The organism is Streptacidiphilus jeojiense, assembly GCF_000719095.1.
Classification (GTDB): Bacteria; Actinomycetota; Actinomycetes; order Streptomycetales; family Streptomycetaceae; genus Streptacidiphilus; species Streptacidiphilus jeojiensis.
This window is the reverse complement of record NZ_JOEH01000002.1, coordinates 231,326-246,552: the sequence shown is the minus strand read 5'-3', so window position 1 is coordinate 246,552 and position 15,227 is coordinate 231,326. Positions and strand designations below refer to the sequence as shown.

At 73.4% G+C, this 15,227-nt stretch carries 16 protein-coding genes; 5 read left to right on the top strand and 11 right to left on the bottom strand.

Features of this window, described 5'->3' with window-relative positions; translation table 11 throughout:
* Positions 1-38: 38 nt before the first annotated feature.
* The 3 genes from IF29_RS0103125 to IF29_RS0103115 all read right to left on the bottom strand — a co-directional run bounded on the left by IF29_RS0103125 (position 39) and on the right by IF29_RS0103115 (position 1,658).
* The gene (locus IF29_RS0103125; RefSeq protein WP_037594115.1) at positions 39-626 is read right to left on the bottom strand and encodes a DoxX family protein; all 588 of its coding nucleotides are present in this window, start codon (positions 624-626) and stop codon (positions 39-41) included.
* A gap of 86 nt (positions 627-712) precedes the next feature.
* Entirely contained in the window at positions 713-1,213 is a 501-nt protein-coding gene (locus IF29_RS0103120) for a GNAT family N-acetyltransferase (RefSeq protein WP_030249130.1), read from the bottom strand.
* 22 nt (positions 1,214-1,235) lie between these two features.
* On the bottom strand, positions 1,236-1,658 hold the full coding sequence (locus tag IF29_RS0103115) for an ankyrin repeat domain-containing protein (protein WP_051724814.1): 423 nt from the start codon (positions 1,656-1,658) through the stop codon (positions 1,236-1,238).
* A 385-nt stretch (positions 1,659-2,043) separates the two neighbouring features.
* On the opposite strand from IF29_RS0103115, the gene IF29_RS0103110 reads away from it, so the two are divergent.
* Together IF29_RS0103110 and IF29_RS0103105 are read left to right on the top strand one after the other, a co-directional pair.
* Positions 2,044-2,238: a hypothetical protein gene (locus tag IF29_RS0103110; RefSeq protein WP_030249126.1), complete on the top strand. Its 195-nt coding sequence runs from the start codon at positions 2,044-2,046 to the stop codon at positions 2,236-2,238.
* A gap of 73 nt (positions 2,239-2,311) precedes the next feature.
* Complete coding sequence (locus tag IF29_RS0103105) at positions 2,312-3,958, top strand: hypothetical protein (RefSeq protein ID WP_051724813.1); 1,647 nt, start codon at positions 2,312-2,314, stop codon at positions 3,956-3,958.
* 60 nt (positions 3,959-4,018) lie between these two features.
* Here the strand turns inward: IF29_RS0103105 and IF29_RS0103100 are convergent, their stop codons facing one another.
* Positions 4,019-4,309, bottom strand: a complete 291-nt coding sequence (locus tag IF29_RS0103100) for a hypothetical protein (RefSeq protein ID WP_030249121.1) — start codon at positions 4,307-4,309, stop codon at positions 4,019-4,021.
* Positions 4,310-4,447: 138 nt separating this feature from the next.
* Between IF29_RS0103100 and IF29_RS0103095 the strand changes: the two genes are divergently transcribed.
* Together IF29_RS0103095 and IF29_RS0103090 are read left to right on the top strand one after the other, a co-directional pair.
* A complete protein-coding gene (locus IF29_RS0103095; protein ID WP_380522780.1) occupies positions 4,448-5,287 on the top strand; it encodes a glycerophosphodiester phosphodiesterase family protein in 840 nt (279 codons plus the stop codon).
* Between the two features lie 232 nt (positions 5,288-5,519).
* Positions 5,520-5,894 carry an RNA polymerase-binding protein RbpA gene (locus IF29_RS0103090; protein ID WP_030249115.1) on the top strand — a complete coding sequence of 125 codons (375 nt, stop codon included), beginning with the start codon at positions 5,520-5,522 and terminating at the stop codon, positions 5,892-5,894.
* Positions 5,895-6,076: 182 nt separating this feature from the next.
* Here IF29_RS0103090 and fxsA read toward each other — a convergent pair whose 3' ends face one another.
* The 6 genes from fxsA to IF29_RS0103060 all read right to left on the bottom strand — a co-directional run bounded on the left by fxsA (position 6,077) and on the right by IF29_RS0103060 (position 12,563).
* Positions 6,077-6,664, bottom strand: a complete 588-nt coding sequence (gene fxsA / locus IF29_RS0103085) for an FxsA family membrane protein (RefSeq protein ID WP_051724812.1) — start codon at positions 6,662-6,664, stop codon at positions 6,077-6,079.
* A 115-nt stretch (positions 6,665-6,779) separates the two neighbouring features.
* Positions 6,780-7,565, bottom strand: coding sequence for a polyprenol monophosphomannose synthase (locus IF29_RS0103080; RefSeq protein WP_030249111.1), 786 nt, complete (start codon positions 7,563-7,565; stop codon positions 6,780-6,782).
* 42 nt (positions 7,566-7,607) lie between these two features.
* On the bottom strand, positions 7,608-9,275 hold the full coding sequence (lnt, locus tag IF29_RS0103075; protein ID WP_051724811.1) for an apolipoprotein N-acyltransferase: 1,668 nt from the start codon (positions 9,273-9,275) through the stop codon (positions 7,608-7,610).
* A gap of 151 nt (positions 9,276-9,426) precedes the next feature.
* Positions 9,427-9,843 carry an LppU/SCO3897 family protein gene (locus IF29_RS0103070; protein WP_157623543.1) on the bottom strand — a complete coding sequence of 139 codons (417 nt, stop codon included), beginning with the start codon at positions 9,841-9,843 and terminating at the stop codon, positions 9,427-9,429.
* Positions 9,844-10,401: 558 nt separating this feature from the next.
* Entirely contained in the window at positions 10,402-12,066 is a 1,665-nt protein-coding gene (locus IF29_RS0103065; RefSeq protein WP_037594113.1) for an amidohydrolase, read from the bottom strand.
* 53 nt (positions 12,067-12,119) lie between these two features.
* A complete protein-coding gene (locus IF29_RS0103060) occupies positions 12,120-12,563 on the bottom strand; it encodes an Lrp/AsnC family transcriptional regulator (RefSeq protein WP_030249102.1) in 444 nt (147 codons plus the stop codon).
* A gap of 264 nt (positions 12,564-12,827) precedes the next feature.
* Here IF29_RS0103060 and IF29_RS0103055 point away from each other — a divergent pair, with 264 nt between their 5' ends.
* Positions 12,828-13,229 (top strand): hypothetical protein, encoded by a 402-nt coding sequence (locus IF29_RS0103055; RefSeq protein ID WP_037594112.1) that lies wholly within the window; start codon positions 12,828-12,830, stop codon positions 13,227-13,229.
* 7 nt (positions 13,230-13,236) lie between these two features.
* Here IF29_RS0103055 and IF29_RS0103050 read toward each other — a convergent pair whose 3' ends face one another.
* On the bottom strand, positions 13,237-14,406 hold the full coding sequence (locus IF29_RS0103050; RefSeq protein ID WP_030249096.1) for an acyl-CoA dehydrogenase family protein: 1,170 nt from the start codon (positions 14,404-14,406) through the stop codon (positions 13,237-13,239).
* Positions 14,407-15,227: the final 821 nt, after the last annotated feature.

Sequence of the window (15,227 nt, the reverse complement as noted above, 5' to 3'; positions counted from 1 at the left end):
CACCTGTTCCCCAGCGTCAGCTCCCCAGCCGCCGCCGATCATGCCACACCGGTCGGCCCCTCCGGCTCGGTCGGCTCCTCCTGGGACGCCTCCTGCGGCGTCTCCTGCGCCGGGGCCGCGGCGGCGACGGCCGCGGTGCGGCGGTTGACCACCGCGGCGGCCGCGGTCGCGCTGGCGGCGAAGGCCAGCAGAACGGTCACCGAGCGGTCCAGCCGGTGCCGGGTGAGGTGGTCCACCGAGTAGCGCCCCGGACCGGCCAGTCCCAGTCCGGCCGCCACGAAGCCGAGGAAGGCCGGGTACTCGTAGCCGCCGCCGTGGGCGAAGAAGCCCGCGGGGGCGTGCACGGCCACCGCCCCCGCCATCGCCCCGGCCGCGGCCGCCCCCGCAGCGGGGGTGGACAGGCCCAGCGCCAGCAGCGCGCCGCCGCCGGCCTCGCCCAGACCGGCCGCGATCGCACTCGGCCGTCCGGGGGTGAAGCCCATGTGCTCCATGGCCTTGGAGGTGCCCTCGATCCCGCCGCCGCCGAACCAGCCGAGCAGCTTCTGCGAGCCGTGGGCGAAGAGCACGCCGCCGGTGCCCAGGCGCAGCACCAGCAGTCCGAGGTCCTTGCGGTCGATGAGGTGCATGGAACGGCCTTTCCGGGGACGGGTGGATTTCTCCCCAGTCTGCTGGGACCCGGCCGCCCGCGCGCGGCGTCGTACCTCCGGACGCGCTACGACGCCGCCGGCACCGCCGCCACGGCGATCGGCTTGGCCAGGCAGACGCTCAACGGGCTGTCCCGGTAGAAGCCGAACTTCTCCGTGGGCAGGTAGCCCTCGGAGGCGTAGAGCGCCAGCGCCTCGGGCTGCTCGGTGCCGGTCTCCAGGACCAGCCGCAGCCGACCGGCCCGGCCGGCCTCCTGCTCCAGGAACCGCAGCATGGCCCTGGCCAGTCCGCGCCCCCGGGCGGAGGGCACCGTGTACATCCGCTTGAGCTCGGCGTCGCCGTCCGCGAGTCCGGGCTCGCCGGCCTCGCGGGCCCGCCAGGCCCCCGTCCCCACCGGGGTGCCGTCGGCGTCGTACACCACCGCGAACAGGCCCTGCGGCGGGTCGAACTGGGCCGGGTCGACCGGGCTCAGGTCGACGTCGCCGTAGCGGCGCACGTACTCCTGCTGGACCTCCGCGATGAGGCGCTGGGCGTCGGGATGGGCGTAGCCCACGGCTCGAATGTCCATTCGGAAATGGTAACCGGGCCGCTCAGAGCGCTGTGAACCGCTCCACCAGGGCCGTGCGTCCGAACATCTCGGCGGTGGCGGCGGCCGAGGGCTGTCCCGCGTGCGGATCGGCTCCGCCGGCCAGCAGGGCCTCTATCACCGCGTCCTCGCCCTTGAACACGGCACCGGCCAGCGGGGTCTGCCCGCGGTCGTTGGCACGGTTGGCGTCCGCGCCCCGCTCCAGCAGGGTCCGCACCGCCTCGGCATGGCCGTGGTAGGCGGCGAGCATCACCAGGGTGTCGCCCCGGTCGTTGCAGAGGTCGGCGGGGGCTCCGGCGTCCACGTAGGCCGCCAGTGCGGGGGCGTCCCCCGCTCTGGCCGCGTCGAAGACCCGCGCGGCCAGCTCGACCAGCTCGGGGTCGACCGCGCCGCCGTCGGCAGTGCCACCGTCCACAGACTCGTTCATTCCGCTTCTCCTCGGTCGTCGCTCCGGACCCGCACGCACGACAGTGCGAGCGACGCCATTCTGCCGGGTCCGGGCGCTCCGCACGCCCCTCCCCGCGTCCCACGATGCGGTCGGATTCCGGGCTGCCGACACCCGAACGGGCGAACATCCAGCGCGCCGCACATAACCGGGCCGGAGCGGCGGACAGCATCAGCTCGGGAAGGCCAATGCGCAGCTCAGCGGGGTGTTTGGTTGCGGCTTCGAGAAGAATCCACCCATTTGCTCCTATCCATCATCTATTACTTTTTGTCACCATAAGGGTGCTGAATGTGATCGGATCCTGACTGACACCCGCCATCCCACGGCGTCGTCCCGACACCCGTCCCCGCACTTCGAGGAGCCCACCGTGATCCTCTCCATCTCCGGAGTCGTCCTGCTCGGCATCATCGCCTTCCTGTTCTTCCGCAAGGACGGCATGAAGATCTCGCATGCGCTGGTCTGCGCGTTGTTCGGCTTCTACCTGGCAGGGACCGCCATCGCCCCGAGCATCAAGGCCGGCGGCCAGAGTCTGGCCAGCCTGCTCGGCGGCATCAAGTTCTGACCGAGGCCCCGACCGCCCCCACTCCCCCGCCGCCGAACCGCGCCCCTGCCTGCCCCTTGCCGGAGAGACACCGATGACCCTGAACGACCACCTCACCCGGGGGCGCGAGTTCGCACGCACCGCCGGCGACCACGCCGCCGACATGTTCGGTCCGCTGATCACCATCGGCCGCGGCCTGCGCGCACACGGGCGCTGGACCAGGAACTGGTGGGGCAATCTGCCCAAGGACCGCCGCGGTCCGGCCGTGCTGCTCGCCATCGCCGTCCTCGCCGCCGTCGCCCTGCTCCCCTACGGCCCGCTGCTGGCCCTGCTGACCCTGATGGGCAGCGCGGCCTGGGCGGGCCGCGACCGTTCCCCGGCCCCCGAGCCGGCTCCGGACACCAGCCAGCTGAAGCTGGGCGCCATCTACACCGCGCTCACCCCCTACCTGGTGCACGAGTCCGACCCCAGCCCGATGTACAGCCACGGCGGGGACTTCAAGGCCGCCTTCAACTCCTGGGAGTTCGACGGCGAGGGCCGGCTGGCCGCACTGGACCTGCGCTACCCCGCCTACTTCACCGACACCGAGCCGCACGCCAGGGCCCGGATCGAACACGTGGTTCACAGCAAGGCCGGCCGCAGCCGCGAGTACCGCTTCACCTGGGACGAGGAGACCAACCACCTCCAGGTCGCCGCCCTGGCCCCGCTGCCCACCGACATCACCGCGCAGCCCTACGTCACCGCCAACGGCGAGATCGTGCTCGGGTTCACCGACACCACCAGCACCAACCGGATGATCCCGGTGCGCCAGGGCTCAGGCACCGCGCACCAGCCCCCGGTGCTCTGGCGCACCGGCCCCCGCTCCAGCGAGCCGCACCTGCTGGCGCTGGGCACCCACGGCCACGGCACCTCCACCCTGCTGCGCTCGCTGGCCCTGCAGGCGCTGCCGCACGGCGACATCGTGGTCATCGACGGCGCCGGCACCGGCGAGCACGCCTGCCTGGTGGGACGCCCCGGCGTGCACACCGTGGAGACCAGTCTGCACGGCGCGCTGGCCGCCCTGGAGTGGGCCGTGCACGAGACCCAGCGCCGGCTGGACGCCCACAACCTGGCCAAGCGCACCGGCGAGGCGCCGCCCGCCGACACCGTCCGGCCGCTGTGGCTGCTGCTGGACCACCCGGCCGAGCTGAGCGAGCTGGCCCAGGCCGAGAACCGCCCGGACCCGCAGGACCTGCTGGAGTTCCCGCTGCGCCACGGCCGCACCGCCCACGTCACCGTGGTGGTCGCGGACCGCCTGGAGGCGCTGGACCGGATCAAGCCGACGGTGCGGTCGGCCACCCGCGCCCGGGTGGTGCTGGGCGCGCTCGACCCCGACCTCGCCCCGGAGGCCCTCGGCGTCCCGCTGGACATCACCCCCTCCAGCCACACCCCGGCCGGACGCGGCTACGCCAGGCTCGGCACCAATCCGCCGGTACGGATCCAGGTCCCGGCCGCGCCGGACCCGCTGGACGAGGAGACCCCGGCCGACCAGCGCGACGCGGTGATCGCCCTGCTGCCGCACGCCGACAGCCGCACCGAGGCCGCGGCGGCGCCGGTGCTGGCCAAGACGCCCCTCGACAGCACGCCGCCGCCGATCCCGGCCTCGCTGGACCAGGACCGCCCGGCACCCGCCGCGGAGAGCCCCGAGGAGCGCACCGGCGAGATCACCCAGCCCATCACCACGGCCCTGCCGCTGCTCTGACTGCTGCTCACAGACTGCTGCTCACCCTTCGGGCCCCGGCCACGCCGGGGCCCGCGGCGTTCAGGCCGCCGCCATCCGCTCCTCGGCCCGCGCCGCAGCGGAGAGCGCCTGTATCGTCGCCGCCCAGTGGTGGTCCTCGATCGCGTCGACCATCAGCGGATGCTCGCGGACGGCGCGCAGCGCCTGCTCGTGCGCCGCGCGCAGGCGGCGGTACTCCTCCTGCCGCGGCAGCGGCCACTGCGCCACCGGGCTGTCCGGCCCCGCCAGCACGAAGGCACGCGAAGCCGCCTCGCTGGCCCAGACCTGACGCTGGGCACGGAGGAGTTCCTGCGGGAACCTGCTCGCCGACATGGCACAGAGTCTCGCAGCAGGGACTGACAACCAGCCTTGAAGAGAATGAACGTCGGCTGAGGATCCGTCACCGGTCCCCTTACACGTGCTCCAGGCTGCATACTTCTGGCAGCTTCACCCCGGACCGATGGAGCGCCCGTGACCAGCCGCCGTCTGCCGCGCCACCCCTTCCTGGACCATCCGGGACCGCTCGCCTTTGCGCACCGGGGCGGCGCTCTGGGCGGTCCGGAGAACTCCATGGCGGCCTTCGCCCGCGCGGTCGCACTCGGCTACCGCTATCTGGAGACCGACGTCCACGCCACCGCCGACGGCGTCCTGGTCGCCTTCCACGACAGCCGCCTGGACCGGGTCACCGACAGCTCCGGCGCCGTCGCCGCGCTGCCCTGGCGCACCGTCTCGGCCGCGCGCATCGCCGGGCGCGAGCCGATCCCGCGCCTGGACGAACTCCTCGCCGCCTTCCCCGAGGCCCGCTTCAGCATCGACGTCAAGGCGCCCGGCGCGGTCCGGCCGCTGGCCGACACCATCCGCAGGACCGCCGCCTGGGACCGGGTCTGCGTCGGCTCCTTCTCCGACGGCCGGCTCGCCGCGGTCCGCGCCGCCGCCGGACCCCGGCTGGCCGTGGCGCTCTCCCCGCGCGGCGTGCTGGGCCTGCGACTGCGCTCGCTCAGCGGCCCGGTCCCGGTGGACCGGCTGCTCGGGGCCGCCGCCCGCAGGCAGACGGTCTGCGTCCAGGTCCCGGTGCGCTGGCCGGCCTCCGGGGTGCCGGTGGTCGACCGCCCCTTCCTGCGCGCGGCCCGCGGACTGGGCCTCCAGGTCCACGTCTGGACCGTCGACCGGGCCGAGGAGATGCACGAACTGCTGGACCTCGGCGTGGACGGGATCATGGCGGACCGGGTCGACGTCCTGCGCGACGTACTGATCGAGCGCGGTGCCTGGCCCGGGCAGCCCGGCCCGGTCCAGGTCGGCGGCGGCCGGTAGTGTACGCCGGGAAATCCACACCGGCACCGTGACGGCACGCAAAAAGTCGGCAACTGAGGGTGATATTCACGTTGAGATGTGACAATTCGGGCAGGTGTGGGTACAAACAGGGGCGGCACGACGGAAGACGTATCTCCCGAACGGGAATCTTCGACGGTTGCCGCACGTTGCACCAACCGACGAAGACAGCGACATCCAGTCCTGTGGGCCATAAGCCCGGGAGGCACGATTCATGAGTGAGCGAGCTCTCCGCGGCACGCGACTCGGGGCCACCAGCTACGAGACCGACCGCGGCATCGACCTGGCCCCGCGCCAGACCGTCGAGTACGCATGTACGAACGGGCACCGCTTCGAGGTCCCGTTCTCCGTAGAGGCCGAGATCCCGACCGTGTGGGAGTGCCGCTTCTGCGGCAGCGAGGCACTACTGCTCGACGGCGACGAACCAGAGGAAAAGAAGGCCAAGCCCGCCCGTACGCACTGGGACATGCTGATGGAGCGGCGTACCCGTGAGGAACTGGAGGAGGTGCTCGCCGAACGGCTCGCAGTCCTGCGGTCCGGCGGTATGAACATCGCCGTCCACCCCCGCGACAACCGCAAGTCCGCCTGACCCGTCCGGGGCGGCACGGCAGGGCCCGGGTCGCAGCGCCACCACCAGGTGCTGCGTCCCGGGCCCTGCCGTGTGTCCGGGGCCTGCAACTGAACCGCTGCGGGCAAGTTGCGGCACCCTAGGGGCGCGGGGAACTGCGCGACACGCCGGCTACGGCCCGCACCTGAAAACCCGTCAGCACCCTAGTGCAGCTGATCCCTGGACCCGCCGTACCCGTAAGGGTCGTCCCGCTTGCGCAGCGGATCCTCGGCCGGATCCACCACCTCGCCCTGCACCACCTTGCCGTCAGGCCGGTGGATCCGCAGCTGCCCCTGGAGCCGGAAGGCGTCCCCCAGCGGAGTCCCGGGCCGCCGCAGCCACCGTTCCGGCAGCCTGCGCAGCACGCCCGCGGTGGGCGGGAAGAGACAGCCGAGGGCCAGCAGCTCGGAGAGGATCCCCGGGAGCACCAGCAGCAGCCCGCCGGCGATGGTGACCGCGGTGCGGGTCTCCTTGGCGATCGGGTCCCCGCCCTCGGCCGGGTACACCCCGCCCCGCAGCCCCGCCGTGGTGGCCCGGAGCGCCTTCAGGCCGGCCCGCTTGATCACCCAGCCGCCCAGCAGCGCCGAGACCACCAGGTAGCAGAGCACCCCGAACCCGCCGATCACCCCGGCCAGCAGGATCAGCAGCCAGATCTCCAGCACCACCCAGGCCGCGACCGCCAGCGGCAGGTACCGGCGCAGCCCGCGCGGGCGGGGACGGACGATCCCGGGGTCGGGTCCTACCTGGCTCACGGCGCTGTCCATTCCTTCGGGCTCGCATGCTGATACACCCTGGTCAACGTACGGGCCCGGACGCTCGTTCCGCCGCAGCGCCGCGCCGCCCGCCCGCGCCGCGCCGCACCCGGAGCTACGCCTCCCGGTCGGGGGTGGGGGCCGGGATCCGCCCCAGCCTGCTGTTGACGCCCCAGGAGGTGACCCGGCCCAGCGCCTCCACCACGATCTTGTTGCTCATCTTGCTGGCGCCGAACTCGCGCTCGACGAAGGTGATCGGCACCTCGGTGACCTTGAAGCCGGCGCGGACCGCGCGCCAGGCCAGGTCGACCTGGAAGCAGTAGCCCTGGGAGGCGACCTCGCTCATGCCCAGGCCCAGCAGGGTCTGCTTGCGGAAGGCCCGGTAGCCGCCGGTGACGTCGCGGATCGGCACCCGCAGCATCAGCCGCGAGTAGAGGCTGCCGCCGCGGGAGAGGAACTCGCGGCTCTTCGGCCAGTTGACCACCTCGCCGCCGGTGACCCAGCGCGAGCCCAGCACCAGGTCGGCGCCGCGCAGCGCGGTCAGCAGCCGCGGCAGCTGCTCCGGCTGGTGCGAGCCGTCGGCGTCCATCTCGACCAGGACGTCGTAGCCGTTGTCGATGCCCCAGCGGAAGCCGGCCAGGTAGGCGGCGCCCAGGCCCTCCTTGCCCTTGCGGTGCAGCACCTGGAGGTTGGGGTCCGAGCCGGCCAGCTCGTCGGCGGCCCGGCCGGTCCCGTCCGGGCTGTTGTCGTCGGCCACCAGGATGTGCGCCTCGGGCACGGCGGCGCGCACCCGGGAGGTGATCCGCCCGATGTTCTCGATCTCGTTGTACGTCGGGATGATCACCAGGATCTTGCCCAGGTCACCGAAGGTCGGGTGGACCTCAGTGGTGCTGTCCGTCACGGACCGGCCCCTTTGTCAGCAGCGTCATTGGTTCGGTGTTCGTCAGTCGGTGCGGGTACTGCGGCGCCGGCGCGCGGTGGAGATGCCGACCGCGGCGCCGACCGCGAGCAGTCCCGCTATGGAGAGAACCCATTCCGGTGCCGCACCGACACGGTCCGCCACGGTGAGGGTGTCCCGGAGGGGCACGTCCGCCTCCAGTTCGGCCGCGGTCGCCAGCTCGCTCCGCTGCTCGACGCTGCCGTCCGGTTCGATCACCGCGCTGATCCCGCTGGTGGCGGCGATCACCACGGCCCGGCCGTGCTCGACGGCCCGCAGCCGCGACATGGCGAACTGCTGGTCGGGCTGGTCGGTGTGCTCGTAGGTGGCGTTGTTCGTCTGCACCACCAGGACCCGGCCGCCCTTGCTGACCGCGTCGTCGACGATGCCGTCGTAGGCCACTTCGAAGCAGATGACGTCGCCGATCCTGGCGGGGCCGACCTGGAGGATTCCGGTGCTGGTGCCCTTGGCGAAGTCGCGGGCGACCCGCTGCAGCCGGGTGATGTACTTCGACAGCACCGAGCGGAACGGCACGTACTCGCCGAAGGGCACCGGGTGCTGCTTGGTGTAGTGCGCACCGGGCCCCGGCACGGCCGCGGTGGACGGCGCCCAGACGATGCCCTCGTTCTGCACATGCTGCGCGTCCGGACCGTCCACCAGGGCGCCGACCAGGATCGGGACCCCGATGGCGTCGACCGCCTGCTGGATGGCGGCGTAGGCCTCGGGGGTGGTGTAGGGGTTGACGTCGGAGGAGTTCTCCGGCCAGATCACCAGCTGCGGCTTGGCCTTCTTGCCCTCCGCCACCTGCTGCGCCAGCGCCAGGGTGGCCTGGACGTGGTTCTGCAGCACCTGCATCGGACGGCCCAGGAAGTCCATCCCGGCATGCGGGACATTGCCCTGGATCACCGCGATCTCGGCGCTGGCCGGCCCCCCGGCGGTGGTCCCCGCGGTCGGGATCGGCACCGCGTAGCCGACCACTCCGGCGGCCGCGCCCAGCGCCACCGCGGCCAGGGCCCGCAGCCGCCAGCGGCCGTCGGAGCCGCGCCGGGCCACCGCGAGCACCGCGGCGGCCAGCAGCGCCCCGCTGAGCGCCACCGCGAAGGTCACCAGCGGCGCCCCGCCGATGGCGGCGAGCGGGGTGTACGGGGAGGAAGTGTTGGCGAAGGCCAGCCGTCCCCAGGGGAAACCGCCCAGCGGCACCCGGTCCCTGGCCCACTCCTGGGTCACCCACAGGCAGGCGGTCCACAGCGGCCAGCCCGGCAGCCGGGAGGTGACCGCCTGGCCCGCGGCCATCGCCGCGAGGAACAGCGACTCGAACAGGGCCAGCAGCAGCCAGGCGTCCGGGCCGATGACATTGAGCCAGAACAGCAGCCAGATCAGGAAGGGCGCGCCGAAGGCGAACCCGGTCCAGGCGGCCTGCCGTGCGGTCCGCCGGTGCGTCAGCAGGGCCAGCCCGGCCACCGCGAGCAGCGACAGCGGCCACAGTCCGTACGGCGGGAAGGACAGCGCCAGCAGCACGCCGCACAGCACGGCCAGCCCGGTGCGCGGCAGCCCGGCGCGGACGACCGCCAGCCGGCGGCGGAGCCGGGACGGAGCAGCCGCGTCGGCGCCCTCGGCGGCCTCGGGCCGGTCCGGGACGGCGACAGCGCCTCCGGGGTCGACTGCTTGGGCCACGGGCGCCACACTCACTCACGCTCGGAGTTACGGTTTCGCGCCGTGCGTCGGAACACACGGCGTGCGACGACGGTACAGCGTGAAAACGGGCCGTCGGCGCCCAGGGCGACCCGTGGCGCCTCTTACCTACCCAAGTTGTTATCCGGCCTGCTCACTCGCCCTCCCAACGTGGCACCACATGCAGGGGTTCCACGCAGAGCACATTGACCGGGCCGGTCGCGCTGGTGCGCTGCAGCAGTGCGAACTCGCTGCCGGGCACATCGGCGCAGGCGTTCGGGTCGGTACTGGCCGGAAACGTCTGCACGACCGTGTAGCGGGCCTGACCGGACCAGCAGTCGACCTGCCGCGCACCGCCGACGGTCGCCGGGACCACCTGGGCGGTCACGCAGTCGCCCCGCCCGGGGACGGCCATGGCCCCGTCGGCCGCCGGCGTGGTCCGGTCGGCGTTCAGATGGGTGCCGGCGTAGCTCAGCCCGGCCACCGCCAGGGCGCCCAGCAGCAGTGCGATCACCACCCGGGCGGTGGTCCAGTAGCGGTCCTCGCCGACCGGGGACGCAGCAGCGGACATCGCGGTCACCCCGTTCACATGGGCGTCTGTGCATCCCAGTGTCCCGCTCGACGGGGGCCGGCGCCCGGCACGGGGCATGCCGACGGGCGCGGCCCGAACGCTCTTCGGTCCGACCCGGGGCCCGCTGGATGCGGATCGACCGAAGGCCGTTGTCTACTGAGCGTCCGAGCCGTGCCCGGGTCGCACCTGCCGACCGGACCCGGTTGGCCTGCCGGCGCCCGCGCTCCCCGGACCTCGAGCCACTGGACCTGGCTGCCTGTCGACATCCGGGGACGCCGCACTGTGGCCCAGTCGTGGTTCCGGGTTTTGCGTGGGGGGAGTTCCGATCGGTCGGTCCTGCGGAGGATTCCGGAAGGTGGACGCGGCCGAACCTACTCGCCGACGCCGGTCCGGTGTCAACCGCCCCCCGACCTGCCAAAACATGGTAAAGATGCAGGTCAGAGCGGATGAAACGGGGCCGCAGCGGCGCCCGGGACACCCGCCGTTCGGCGGTATCCGGACACCGGTGACCACTCGGACGGCGGAGCAGGACGGCTCAGCAGGGCCGGGGCGAAGTCCTCAGCCGGCCAGATGGGCGGTCCGGCCGCGCACCACGGTCGCCAGGCAGCGCGGCACCGGACCGCCCGGAGTGAGGTCGGGCAGCCCGGGCACCCCCGAACGGGGGTCGGTGGACCAGTTGGCCACCCGCTCGTCGGGGGCCTGCACCACCAGGTCGGTCGGCGCCCAGACGGCGTAGCTGGCCGGCGCGCCCGGCACCAGCACCCCGGCGTCGTCGCGTCCCAGCGCCCGCCAGCCGCCGCGGGTGTGCGCGGTGAAGGCGGCGCGCACCGAGACCCGGTGCTCGGGGGTGCGGTGGAAGGCGGCCGCGCGGACGGTGCCCCAGGGGTCCAGGGGGGTGACCGGGGCGTCCGAGCCGAAGGCCAGCGGCACCCCGGCTCTGACCATCGCCGCGAACGGGTTCATCGCCCGGGCCCGCTCGGCGCCCAGCCGGGTGGCGTACATCCCCTCCGCGCCGCCCCAGGCGGCGTCGAAGGCCGGCTGCACCGAGGCGGTCAGGCCCAGGTCGGCGAAGGCCGCGACGGCGTCGGCGTCCAGCAGTTCGGCGTGCTCCACCCGGTGCCGCAGCGCCCGGACCGCGGCGATGCCGAGCTTGCCGGCCGCCGCGCGGACCCCCTCGACCACGGCCGCCAGCGCGGCGTCGCCGATGGCATGGAAGCCGGCCTGCATCCCGGCCTCGGTGCAGGCGGTGACATGGCCGGCGATCTGGTCGGCCGTCAGATAGGCGGCGCCGTCCAGGTCCGCGGCGTCGCTGTAGGGGCGGTGCAGGCAGGCGGTGTGCGAGCCGACCGCGCCGTCCACGAAGAGGTCGCCGCCGGCGCCGACCGCGCCCAGCCGGCGGGCGGTGTCCACGGCGCCCAGCTCGCCCCAGTAGCCGAAGACCTCCGGGTGGGCCGCGGCTTCCGCACCGCCGCCGGCCAGGGCGAGCAGCGCGGTCAGGTCCTCGGGCGAGGAGATGTCGGGGCCGGCGCACTCGTGCACCGCACCGATACCGAGCTCGGCGGCCCGGCGCAGCATCGCCCGCTGCGCGGCGTCGCGCTGCTGCGGGGTCTGCCGGGCCAACGCGATCCGGCGCACGGCATGGTGCGCGGCACGGCTGAGCGGCGCGTCGGCGTCGTACCCGGCGTGCGCGGCCAGATCCGCGCCGACGAGTGCTCTGAGCGCCGTGGGGGCCAGTGCGGAGTGGACATCGGTGCGGGAGAGGTAGACGGCGGCGCCCTCGCAGGCGCGGTCCAGCTCGGCCAGGGTCGGCGGACGCCCCTCCGGCCAGCCGGTCTCGTCCCAGCCGTGCCCCATCAGCACGCCGCGCTCGCGGTCCGCCGCGGGCTGGGCCCGGACGAAGGCGGTGATCCGGCGCAGCGCCTCGGCCAGGTCCGGGCAGCCCGTGAGGTCCAGCCCGGTCAGCGCCAACCCGGTGGCGGTGGCGTGCACATGGGCATCCACGAAGGCCGGGGTGACCAGCGCGCCGTCCAGGTCCACCACCAGGTCCGCGTCCCTGGCGTAGCTCTCGGCCGCGCCGTCCGAGCCCACCCAGGCGACCTGCCCGTCCTGCACCAGCAGCGCGCTGGCGAACGGGTCGGCCGGGCTGTAGACGTCGCCGCCGCGCAGCAGGACGGTGCGTACGGCGGGCTCTTCGGGGGCGGGGAGGGCGGGGGCTGGGTGCATGGCATCAGTCTGCCCGACCGGGATGTGCGGGTTTGCGCCACCCCGGCCCCGCCCTATCCCAGCCGCGGCGGACGGGCCTCGTACGGGGTGCTGAGCACCACGGTGGTACGGGTGGAGACGCCCGCGGCGGAGCGGATCCGGGCCAGCAGGTGCTCCAGGTCGCCGGGGGCGGAGACCCGGATCTTCAGGATGTAGTTCTCGTCACCGGCCACGCTGTGGCAGGCCTCGATCTCCTCCAGCGCGGCCAGCCGGTCCGGGACGTCGTCCGGCGCGCTGGGGTCGAAGGGCTTGACCGAGATGAACGCGGTCAGCGGCAGTCCGACCGACTCCGGGTCGACGATCGCGGCGTAGCCGCGGATCACCCCGCGCTGCTCCAGGCGGCGCACCCGCTGGTGCACCGCCGAGGTGGACAGGCCGGTGGCCTTGCCCAGGTCGGTGTAGCTCATCCGCCCGTCGGCGACGAGCAGCTGCACGATCTGACGATCCAGTTCCTCCACGAGACGGGAGGCTATCCGAACCGGGGGACGAACGCCGACGGGCTGGACCGGCCGGGTGTGACGAAGGCCACAGTGACCCGCACGAGGGAAGGTCCCCTGCAGGGTTAGCCGCATATCCCGCTGGGAAGTTCTGCCTGTGACTCCTCCGTGATTCCGTCGGTGCTCCGTCGTTGCGGCGCACCGGACGCGGGAGGGGTGCACCAGTCGGCGATCGGAGCCCCGCTCACAGCCGGGCCGTCGCCTTCCTTCATCGAGGGGGATCACATGTCTGCCACTGATGAGCTGACTCCTGCCGTCGATCCGGCGCCCGAGGCGCTGCCGGGCATCGACCCCGGAGACGGTGAGACCTGGGACATCCTGCGGCTCCGCTGCCCGGAGTGCGACCGCCCGATCGCCCTGCTCGGCGACGAGGAGCGGTTCCCCCAGCACGCGACGCTGCCGACCGCCTGGCACCCCTTCTCCCCCGCCGTCTGCGCCGGTTCGGGCCGTCCCGTGGACGACGCCGACGACCTCGAGGACGAGCCGGACTTCGACCCAGAGCCCTCGCTGGAGGCCCTGCTGGCGCTGCCGCCGGAGCTGGACTGGCGCCGCCAGCCGTTCTCCCACGTCGGCGGCCCCGGATCGCGGCCGGTACGGGTCAGGATCCCCGCCCAGCGGCAGCGCTGAGGGCCGGTCAGGCCCCGGTCAGCCTGCGTCCGATCACCATGCGCTGGATCTGGTTGGTGCCCTCCACGATCTGCAGCACCTTGGCCTCGCGCATGTAGCGCTCGACCGGGTGGTCGGCGGTGTAGCCGTAGCCGCCGAGCACCTGGACCGCGTCGGTGGTGACCCGCATCGCGGCGTCGGTGCAGAACAGCTTGGCCATCGCGGCCTCCTTGCCGAAGGCGAGTCCGGCGTCACGGCGCCGGGCCGCCGACAGGTAGAGCGCCCGGCCGGCCTCCACCGCCGTCGCCATGTCCGCGAGCATGAAGGACAGCCCCTGGAACTCGGCGATCGGGCGGCCGAACTGGGTCCTGGTCCTGGCGTACTCCACGGCGTGGTCGAGTGCCGCCCTGGCGACGCCGACCGCGCAGGCGGCGATGCCCAGCCGGCCGGAGTCCAGCGCGGACAGGGCGATGGAGAAGCCCTGCCCCTCCTCGCCGATCAGCCGCTCGGCCGGCACCTCGGCGCCGTCGAAGTGCACCTGGGCGGTCGGCGACCCCTTGAGGCCCATCTTGCGCTCCGGGGCGTCAGCCGAGACGCCGGCCGTGTCCGCGGGGATCAGCAGCACGCTGATGCCGGCCGCGCCCGGACCGCCGGTGCGGACCATGGTGCTGTAGAAGTCGGCGACCCCGCCGTGGGTAATCCAGGCCTTGGTCCCGGAGACCCGGTAGTGGTCGCCCTCGCGCACCGCCCGGGTGGTCAGCGCGGCGGCGTCGGAGCCGGACTGCGGCTCGGAGAGGCAGTAGGCGCCCAGCAGTTCGCCGCCCAGCAGGTCCGGCAGCCAGTCCTGCTTCTGCTGCTCGCTGCCGAAGGTGGCCAGCGCGTGGCAGGCGAGGGTGTGCACGCTGACGCCCATGCCGACGGTGAGCCGTCCGGCCGCCAGCTCCTCCAGCACCTGCAGGTACACCTCGTAGGGCTGCCCGCCGCCGCCGTACTCCTCGGGGTAGGGCAGGCCCAGCAGTCCGGACCGGCCCAGCAGCCGCACCGCCTCGCGCGGGAAGCGGCCCTCGGCCTCCTCCTCGGCGGCGGCCGGGGCCAGCTCGCGGTCGACCAGCTCACGGGTCAGCGCCAGCAGGTCGGCGGCCTCCTCGCTGGGGAGCTGACGGTCCATCGTCTTCACGGGACGGATCGGCTGACTCATGGTGGGATCGTGCCTCCTGCATCCTGCACTCCGCGACCGGAGCGCCGCCGGGATCGCGGGGCGTGCCGGCCGGTCGGGACGGCGTCCACCGGGTCTCAGTGAACGTGCGTTAACCTGCGCCGAGGTGAGTATGCCCCATTCCCGGCCCGGCGTCACCAGCACCGGACCTCGGCCCTCCAGCGGCCCTCCAGCGGCCTTCCGCGTCGGCGGCGTCGACATGTCGCCACGACCCGACGGCGACCGGAAGCATGGCCGGACACATACCGCCCGGTCGGTAACGTTGGGTAATCATCCGAGCCGGGGGGCCATGACCTGACTCCCAGCCAATTCACCTGCGGTCCACCGGAGGCGTCGTCGGATCGGGCCGGAGGCACAGGCCCGACCCAGGGCCTCCATAGGCTCTTGACCTGCTGCCTCGACAGCAACTACGTTCTTCTCAACGCAGAGCGGAACTCGCCTGCGCCCCCTGAGAGTACCGGTCGGCCGTTGTTCCCACCACGGTCGCCAGGAGTGATCGCCAGCCCTGCTGGGTTGCTCGGAAGCCGTTCCCCCGTGGCTTCCGAGCAGCTCAGTAGGGTTGGCGATACTCATTCCCGGCCCCGGAACGGTCACCCGCCGTCACTCCGCCGCCCGGACCGCCGCACCGCCCGGCCGGGCCGCGTGAAGATCACTCAGAGTGATCCGGGGCCCCCGGTGCGAGCGTTTCCGGCCACGCATACCGCTCCCCCGCCCCTGCCGACCCTTCCGGCACCCTTCCGGATCAGCACCGCACCGGTACGATGCCCACAGGCGCGGATGCGACATCTACGCGCCGACGGATC

Coding starts and splice junctions, on each gene's coding strand:
- IF29_RS0103065 (WP_037594113.1), bottom strand. CDS start 12,066: ATGCACCCAGCCCCCGCCCTCCCCGCCCCCGAAGAGCCCGCCGTACGC.
- IF29_RS0103120 (WP_030249130.1), bottom strand. CDS start 1,213: ATGGACATTCGAGCCGTGGGCTACGCCCATCCCGACGCCCAGCGCCTC.
- IF29_RS0103105 (WP_051724813.1), top strand. CDS start 2,312: ATGACCCTGAACGACCACCTCACCCGGGGGCGCGAGTTCGCACGCACC.
- IF29_RS0103100 (WP_030249121.1), bottom strand. CDS start 4,309: ATGTCGGCGAGCAGGTTCCCGCAGGAACTCCTCCGTGCCCAGCGTCAG.
- IF29_RS0103125 (WP_037594115.1), bottom strand. CDS start 626: ATGCACCTCATCGACCGCAAGGACCTCGGACTGCTGGTGCTGCGCCTG.
- IF29_RS0103090 (WP_030249115.1), top strand. CDS start 5,520: ATGAGTGAGCGAGCTCTCCGCGGCACGCGACTCGGGGCCACCAGCTAC.
- IF29_RS0103115 (WP_051724814.1), bottom strand. CDS start 1,658: ATGAACGAGTCTGTGGACGGTGGCACTGCCGACGGCGGCGCGGTCGAC.
- IF29_RS0103055 (WP_037594112.1), top strand. CDS start 12,828: ATGTCTGCCACTGATGAGCTGACTCCTGCCGTCGATCCGGCGCCCGAG.
- IF29_RS0103070 (WP_157623543.1), bottom strand. CDS start 9,843: ATGTCCGCTGCTGCGTCCCCGGTCGGCGAGGACCGCTACTGGACCACC.
- IF29_RS0103050 (WP_030249096.1), bottom strand. CDS start 14,406: ATGAGTCAGCCGATCCGTCCCGTGAAGACGATGGACCGTCAGCTCCCC.